The 7480-nt window shown below is 42.7% G+C and carries 8 protein-coding genes; 3 read left to right on the top strand and 5 right to left on the bottom strand.

The window, feature by feature from the left end; all coding sequences use genetic code 11:
* The first annotated feature begins 86 nt into the window (after nt 1–86).
* A complete protein-coding gene (gene nagZ, locus WAM07_RS00420) occupies nt 87–1700 on the top strand; it encodes a beta-N-acetylhexosaminidase (protein ID WP_422163822.1) in 1614 nt (537 codons plus the stop codon).
* 508 nt (nt 1701–2208) lie between these two features.
* Here nagZ and WAM07_RS00415 read toward each other — a convergent pair.
* Nucleotides 2209–3018, bottom strand: a complete 810-nt coding sequence (locus tag WAM07_RS00415; RefSeq protein WP_422163820.1) for a ZIP family metal transporter — start codon at nt 3016–3018, stop codon at nt 2209–2211.
* A gap of 357 nt (nt 3019–3375) precedes the next feature.
* Here WAM07_RS00415 and WAM07_RS00410 point away from each other — a divergent pair, with 357 nt between their 5' ends.
* The gene (locus tag WAM07_RS00410) at nt 3376–4008 is read left to right on the top strand and encodes a hypothetical protein (protein ID WP_422163819.1); all 633 of its coding nucleotides are present in this window, start codon (nt 3376–3378) and stop codon (nt 4006–4008) included.
* Between the two features lie 75 nt (nt 4009–4083).
* Here the strand turns inward: WAM07_RS00410 and WAM07_RS00405 are convergent, their stop codons facing one another.
* The 3 genes from WAM07_RS00405 to WAM07_RS00395 are packed head-to-tail and all read right to left on the bottom strand — an operon-like array spanning nt 4084 to nt 5676.
* Entirely contained in the window at nt 4084–4524 is a 441-nt protein-coding gene (locus tag WAM07_RS00405; RefSeq protein ID WP_422163817.1) for a DMT family transporter, read from the bottom strand.
* A gap of 12 nt (nt 4525–4536) precedes the next feature.
* Nucleotides 4537–5232 (bottom strand): Crp/Fnr family transcriptional regulator, encoded by a 696-nt coding sequence (locus tag WAM07_RS00400; protein WP_422163815.1) that lies wholly within the window; start codon nt 5230–5232, stop codon nt 4537–4539.
* 18 nt (nt 5233–5250) lie between these two features.
* The gene (locus WAM07_RS00395; RefSeq protein ID WP_422163814.1) at nt 5251–5676 is read right to left on the bottom strand and encodes a DMT family transporter; all 426 of its coding nucleotides are present in this window, start codon (nt 5674–5676) and stop codon (nt 5251–5253) included.
* A gap of 250 nt (nt 5677–5926) precedes the next feature.
* Between WAM07_RS00395 and WAM07_RS00390 the strand changes: the two genes are divergently transcribed.
* Complete coding sequence (locus WAM07_RS00390) at nt 5927–6142, top strand: hypothetical protein (RefSeq protein WP_422163813.1); 216 nt, start codon at nt 5927–5929, stop codon at nt 6140–6142.
* On the opposite strand, the gene WAM07_RS00385 is transcribed toward WAM07_RS00390, so the two are convergent.
* Nucleotides 6123–7282, bottom strand: a protein-coding gene (locus WAM07_RS00385) for an IS3-like element ISHaha4 family transposase (RefSeq protein WP_087946024.1) whose coding sequence is annotated in 2 segments (ribosomal slippage) — nt 6123–6997 and nt 6997–7282 — 1161 coding nt in all. Because the reading frame shifts where the segments join, the coding sequence is not laid out codon by codon here. The two genes, WAM07_RS00390 and WAM07_RS00385, sit on opposite strands and share 20 nt — an antisense overlap.
* Nucleotides 7283–7480: the final 198 nt, after the last annotated feature.

The raw sequence follows: 7480 nt of genomic DNA, 5'->3' as shown, positions 1-7480 counted from the left end.
GTTCAATCAACACGAAGAAATTTCTATATTCCTAACACTGGTCTTCTTTTGAAAATATACTCACAAAAGATGGAGGGAAATATGAAATGAAGAAAATATTTTTGGCTTTAGCCTTTATGATGGTTCTTAGCGCAACATTCACTTCTGTATCATTTGCGTCGGGATTCTCTGATGTGAAGAAAGGGGATAGCTTTTATGATGAAATTTTATACTTAACGGATAAGTCCATCCTATCAGGTTATCCAGATGGAACTTTCCATCCTGAAAGAGGTATCAGCCGGGCTGAGGCTGCTGTTCTGATCGGCAAAGCACTGGGTTATGAGGAAAGTCCACAAGCGACGAACTACCCGGACGTTAGTGGATGGGCAAGTGGTTATATTGCTAAACTTGATTCGAAAGACATTATAAATGGTTTTCCGGATGGCACATATAGACCTAAGAAGAATGTAACCCGGGCGGAGATGGCCGTCCTCCTGGATCGTGCCTTTGTATCAAATGATTTGGAGGGAGTGGGGTATTTTAGCGATTTAGAATCAACTAAGTGGGCGGAAGACTCAATTCGACGTCTCCACTCCCTCGGTGTAGCAATGGGCTATCCAGATGGCACATATCATCCGAACGAGGAATTGAGCCGGGAGCATAGTGCAGCCTTCCTAGCGCGGGTGCTCAATCCAGAGAAGTTCGTTCCTGACCATGTGAGTGTAAGTGATATGACTTTAAATGAAAAAATTGGCCAGATGGTTATTGCAGGCCTGGATGGTACTTCCTTAAATGTACCCGATAAACAACTTATGACTAAGTACCATGTTGGCGGCTTTATCTATTATGCCGACAACCTTGAAACACAACAACAGTCCATCAATTTCGTAAACGATGTAAAAGCTGCCAATGAAACGAATAAGCTCCCTCTCTTTATCAGTGTCGACCAAGAAGGTGGCCGAGTAGCCAGATTACCAGGTGTAGAAACGACACCGACTAGTAAAGCAATTGGAGAGAAGAACGATCCCTCTTATGCTTACTCCATAGGACAAACTTTAGGCCGCCAACTAGACTCAATGGGCTTTAACTTGGATTATGCTCCAGTCCTTGATGTGAATAGTAACCCGGACAACCCAGTGATCGGCGACCGTTCCTTTGGAGATAATGCAGCTATTGTAAGCAAAATGGGCATCCAAACCATGAAGGGGATCCAGTCTCAAAATATTATTCCGGTAGTTAAACATTTCCCGGGCCATGGTGATACAAATGTAGACTCTCATATCTCATTGCCTACTGTGGATAAAAGTTTATCTCAATTAGAAGAGCTAGAGCTCGTTCCGTTTGAGAAAGCTATAAATAACGGTGCAGATGTAGTGATGGTTGCGCATATTCTGATGGAGCAGTTGGATTCTACCTACCCTGCTTCTATGTCAGAGAAAGTAATCAGCGAAATTTTACGTGATCAATTAGATTTTAACGGGGTTATAATGTCCGACGATATGACGATGGGCGCAATCGCGAATAACTATGGAATTGGAGAGTCTGCTGTTAAATCTGTTCAAGCTGGAAGCGATATTGTCTTAGTGGCTCATGGTAATCAGAATGCCATCGATGCAATCAAAGCAATCAAAACAGCCGTAAATGACGGGCGTATTTCAGAAAGAAGTATTAACCAAAGTGTACAGCGGATCATTAATTTGAAAAATGGATACCTTCAGTAATTCGTTTCTTAAAGCGTGTCTTAGATAAAAAAGGGGTTGTACCTAAATAATGAACTGAGTGCTTGTCCTCCCACTTCGCTAAAGTATTAGGCAGTGGGGGCAGGCACTTCTCTTTGGACGGGTGTTTGCTGAAAAATATCATCGGTTCATTACTGAAGGAGTATCTAGAATGGAGATGCCTGATGATAAAGACGGGAATATAATAAAGGGGGGACCTGTGTGCTTACCCTCAAATAAAATAAACGGCTATTTGATCCTCTTCAGCTAAAATTCATTTAATAGGCATTTTGAAGCTTGGAAAAGAACTGGATACTGTTCATAAAGTATTAAGCCTTAATTTGGTTTGAAAATTCGCTTTGCGATGGAAACCTTGGTATAACAAGGATATGTGAGTCTTATTATTGTTCTATTAAAAAGCCGATTGAATGGGGGGGCATGATGTAGATTTTGCCGACACGAAAAACTGTCCAGAGTGCGACCACTCTGGACAGTTTTGATTCGTGTTCATTTAGCCAAGCGCGACATCGAGCGTCATCATGACCGTGAACCCGAGCATAAGGCTCATGGATGCGAGATTGACATTTCCTTTTTCATGGGAGCCGGGAATGATTTCCTTCGCAACGACGAAGATCATGGCACCAGCGGCGAAACTTAGTGCGTACGGAAGAATGGGTTCAATGACAATCACGGCCGACGCACCGACGACTGCCGCTATTGGTTCAACCATTCCTGAGAATTGGCCGAACATAAAGCTTTTCTTTTTCCCCATCCCATCACGGTGAAGCGGCATGGATACGGCCGTGCCTTCAGGGAAGTTCTGAATGCCGATTCCGAGCGCGAGTGCCAAAGCCCCAGCAAGCGTTGATTCTGTCATACTGGAAGCAAGAGCTCCAAAGGCAACGCCGACAGCCAGGCCTTCAGGAATATTGTGAAGGGTCATGGATAAAAAGAGCAAAGCTGTGCGGTTCTTAGCCTTATTATCTTTAATATCGTGCAAATAACGATCGGTGTCAATCGCTGGAAGCATGCGATCGACAAACATCAGCAGCACTCCCCCTAATAAGAAGCCAACGGCAGCTGGAACCCAGGCTGGACCTGGACTTTCTGATGACATTTCAATCGCAGGAGCAAGCAGAGACCAATAACTGGCTGCGATCATAACCCCACCGGCAAATGCAAGCATGCTATCAAGGAATTTCTGGTTCGTCCCCTTGACAAAAAAGACGAGAGCAGCACCGAGAGCTGTCATCCCCCATGTAAATAATGTCCCAATAAAAGCTTGCATAGTGGGATGGAGTTCTTTAAAGGCTTCTAGCATATTTATTCACCTCTCAATGTTGTAGTTTTTTATAAAAGTTGCGCGCGTGCAATAATTGTTTATGAGGCCATTTTACACAGAAGCTACGAGAACGTCAAACTTCTCGTTTGTTAAATAGTAGTGCATAGCTTCTCATTTATGAGAAGGTTCGAGCTAGCGAAAAGCTAGCAACGAAAAGAATGTACCCAATATTTCACCTATTAAATCTCGAATCTTTGAAACTGACGTGTATTTAAGGTACCTGCTATCTTGAAACTTATCGGTAAATGGAATCGTAAGCGTATGTAGAGAAGATGATCTTAAACAACAATCTCTTTTTCATCGAATTTGGTATAAACGAGAATGGGGGCTAAAGAAATGAAGCGATTTTTGATTCTGATTGGAGTGGCACTTATGCTTGCCGGGTGTACAAATGAAGGTGGCAGCGAAACGGGGCAGGCGCAGGAAGAGAACGATGGTCAAAAGGCTTCTTCATCTTCACTGGTGGTAAAGCCGGCGAAGCTTTCCAAACGCGAGAATGCGCTTGTTAATCAAATCGGTATCGATTACCAAACCTTCTTCACGGTGGATGGAAAGGTAGCAGAGGGAGAGGCCCTGATCAGTTCCATTGATGTCTACGAAAACGGGGAGCTGATCAATGAACTCACCACTCAGTCTACTGCGGAGCAGAATAATAAATACAAAAAGGCCCTCCATTCTTTCCAAGTTCGAATGGGGGAGGAGATGAATGATTTAACGATTGGAGGACCAGACGGGTATGTAGCGGGGCAAGCGCAGCAGCCCGCGGACGTAAGAGCGTTCCTATTTGAACATCCGGAAGAATCGGTCACTATTTCTAAGGGTGAAACCGTCTACTGGGCTTATTTAATAGGAACGAATCAAAGTGAATTATCTTCCCGGGGAACTGAGGATTTGAAGACCTTGCCCCCATCTGTTAAGAAGGAGGACTACGCCATTGTTTTTAAAATGGAACTGAATAAGGAAAAGTAGTCGTTAAGAAAAGCTGAAGGTGATTTTAATCGTCTTCAGCTTTTCTAATGCGTTCGAGCTGTTCATAAGATCCCTTCATTCGGACCGCTTTTCTAATTTATAAACGAGAACCCCGCCAATCAAAAGCGTGATGCCCATCAGTTTCTGCCAGGAGATGGAAGATGATTCGAATCCGAACCAGCCCGCTGTATTGATTGTAAAAGCAATCATGATTTGTGAGATCAACGCTATCGATATAGCGTAGGCCGGTCCGATCAAGGAAACGCCCCTCATTAAGAAGAAAACGATTCCGACACCAAATACACCTCCGAATAAAAAGATGGGATTAACATCTCCAAACGCAAACAGGCTTCTTTGTTCGACCGAGTAAAAGACAGGCAGGGAACAGACCAGTCCTAATCCGAGCACAAGTGTAGTGGTAGCCCAGGGTCCTGTTTTTTCACTGACTCTGGCATTAAATATATTTTGCAGACTAATTAAAATCCCGGAAATGATGGCGAGTGATGCACCAACCATGACTGCACCTCCTTATTCATAGATATTTCCTTTCGCGAGGGTTCGAAGCTTTTCCAGATCTTTAATCGTAACCGATCCATTTGCTCTCTCGACGACATGATCAGAAGCCATTTTCTTCAAAACCCGGTTTAAGTGACGATAACTGGTTCCGATCCATTCGGCGAGTTCGATTAAATTGGACGTTCGCATTTCCTGATGAAAAACCGTTCCTTCTCCGACCGAAGAGATTGATAATAAATAGCTCGCCAGCCGCACTTCTACAGGGTAAAGCATGTGCATACTTGTCGTATGGGATTCGGTATAAAACTTATGGGCCACGGTTTCCAGCAGAAATCGGATGAAGCTTGGATGCTCCTTTTCGAGCTCAGTTAAATGTGAAAAGGGGGCGGAAATCATCACGCCTTCGGTAACGGCTTCCACCGAATTGAGGACCGGGCTGCCTTTAACATATTCCACATCTCCAATTAGAGCGAGCGGCCGCTTAAAGCGATTAATCAGTGACTTTCCTTCCGGTGTCAGCGTGAAAATCTTAATTTTTCCTTCGACGAGAAAATATAATTCTTCAAGCTCATCCCCGGCAGAAAATAAGGTTTCGCCCTTTTCAAAGGGGGAGACCTTCATATGCTGCCTGAAGGAAGCAGGAAATAAGTCTTCCAGCTGGTACCGTTGGATGTAGGAGTCTAGTGTTGTATACGGTCTTTCTTTCACGTTAAGCTCTCCTTCTATTTACAATTGAAAAAGGATGACACCGACGAGCATCATCGTCAGGCCAATGCTCTGCCTGCGTGTGATTGGGATTTTTCTTTCGCCGAACCATCCTTGTGACTCAATGATAAAGGCCGTTCCGATTTGTGATACGAGTAATAGAGCAATAGCAGGAGCTGGACCGATTCTGTGAATCGCTGTTAATTCTGAAAAAACAACAATCACCCCAAACGATCCTCCTACTAAATAAAGCCAGGGTACCTGCCTGAAGCTTTTTCCTTTTCCATCCCGTACATTTAAATAAATAATAATGGCGATCGTGAAGGCAATGACATGAACCATTGAAGTCGTATGCCATCCGCCAATGGCTTCACTCACTCTTGCATTAAAGATTCCCTGCATCGTAATGCAGAGGCCTCCAAGCAGGGCAAATATTGCTCCTTTCATTGTGCATCCTCCTCTTCTGCATCTATTAAAGAGGAAGTGGGAAGGTTTCGAAAGGACATATGTCCTAACGCGGATATTTTTTAATATTATTTCTTATACTCCTGTCATACAAGGGCATAATTGAAAAATTTTTTCGCTCTTATTGTAGTAAGAGGGACTGAGAAACAAATAAATTATCTGTACCAGGTTACCAGGGTAAAAAAAGTCTGACAGAATCAATGCTTAGAAATAGAAAAAGAGGAGGAGGACGATGCCCAAAAAACTTACATACTTATCAAGTGAGCTGGCAGGATGGGCCTCATACTATGTATCTTTTAATATATTCAATTTCCTCGACCAGTTCGGAGCCAAGTTAGGAGATTACATATTTGGAATTTCGGATTTCATAATGAAAAAGGCCAGGGTAGGATTGGAGTGCCACAGTAAAATAAGACTCAATAAAACACCTAGGCTGCCATTACTCTGAATTCAATTGGAGTTTGGCAGTTTAGTTTTTGAAAAGGTCGACAATAATTGTAGTAATACATGTACGTATCGATTTTTGAGCGTACGGTATGATGATCTATTTTTCCTCGGTCCAGAGGACTGAATTCTTCCGATTTTATCGTGGAGTGGAAGGATTCGATGACGGCATTATCAAAGCAGTTCCCCCGTCGGGACATGCTTGTGATAATGCCTCTTTTTTTGGCCTCTTCTTGAAATTCATAGGACGTGTACTGCGAACCTTGATCGCTATGAAGGATCACTTCATAGACGTCACGTCCTTCGCAAGCTTTCCTCAACGTATCTAATACGAAGGACGTATCTTGTTTATCACTGATCGTGTACGCGAGGATTTCGTTGTTGTATAAGTCCATAATCGTTGATAAATATAACATTTTCTCTCCGTAAGGAAGATAGGTAATATCTGTTACCCATTTTTCATTAGGTCTCGTAGACGTAAAGTTTCTCTCTAAATAATTCGGTACCACAATCTTACTTTCCCCTGCGATATAACACTGTCTCTTTGGTTTTACGCGACATTGAATATGGTATTTCTGCATGATTTTTTGAACGGTATTTCGATTGAGTTTGATTTGGTATTCCTTACGTAAGAGGTCACGGACCATACGGTGTCCCACTCTAAATTTTAGATCTTCACATAGCTCAATGATCTTCTTCTCCAGGACCGACGGTCCCCATGACTTTCCCCGCCAGCGATAATAGGTGGCTTTAGCTATACCAAAGCATTCACAAATATCTTTCACAGGATACTTGTGCTTAAATGTTTCTACGATTTGGATGAATACTTCTGGAACCACTTCCTTTCGATTTCCTGGTACTTTTCCAACAGTTCTTCTCTCATATCATAATAGGCAATCTTTTTCTTCAGTTGGGTCATTTCATCCTCGTCTTCCGGCCCTTTCCCGTGAGAATATTGTTTCCCTATAGGCTGAGCAAACCGGTGGTTTTCCCCATTTCTAAACCATTTCATCCACGTTTTAATCTGGGACTTATTCTTAATTCCAAACATGTCCATCAACTCTTGATTCGTGTGATTCCCTTCTAATTTTAATTGAACTACTTTCTTTTTTACTTCTTCGGGATAGTGAACTTTTTTACCCATAAGAAAAACACCTCCAAGTGTAGTATTACAACTTTGAAGGTGTTTTATTACGTCTCATTTTTCTAGGTCACTCTAGATTCATAGTGGTTTTTTCTTTGCTCTCAAAAAGGATGCCCGGAAAGAGCGCAAGCATTCTTAAGGTCCTGGGCACAGATTGTTCTATTATATAAACGATAGAAACGATATCTATTCCTATTC

The sequence above is a fragment of the Halobacillus sp. genome (genome assembly GCF_049282395.1).
In the GTDB taxonomy this organism is placed as follows: Bacteria; Bacillota; Bacilli; order Bacillales; family Halobacillaceae; genus Halobacillus.
This window is presented reverse-complemented; position numbering and strand designations above follow the sequence as displayed.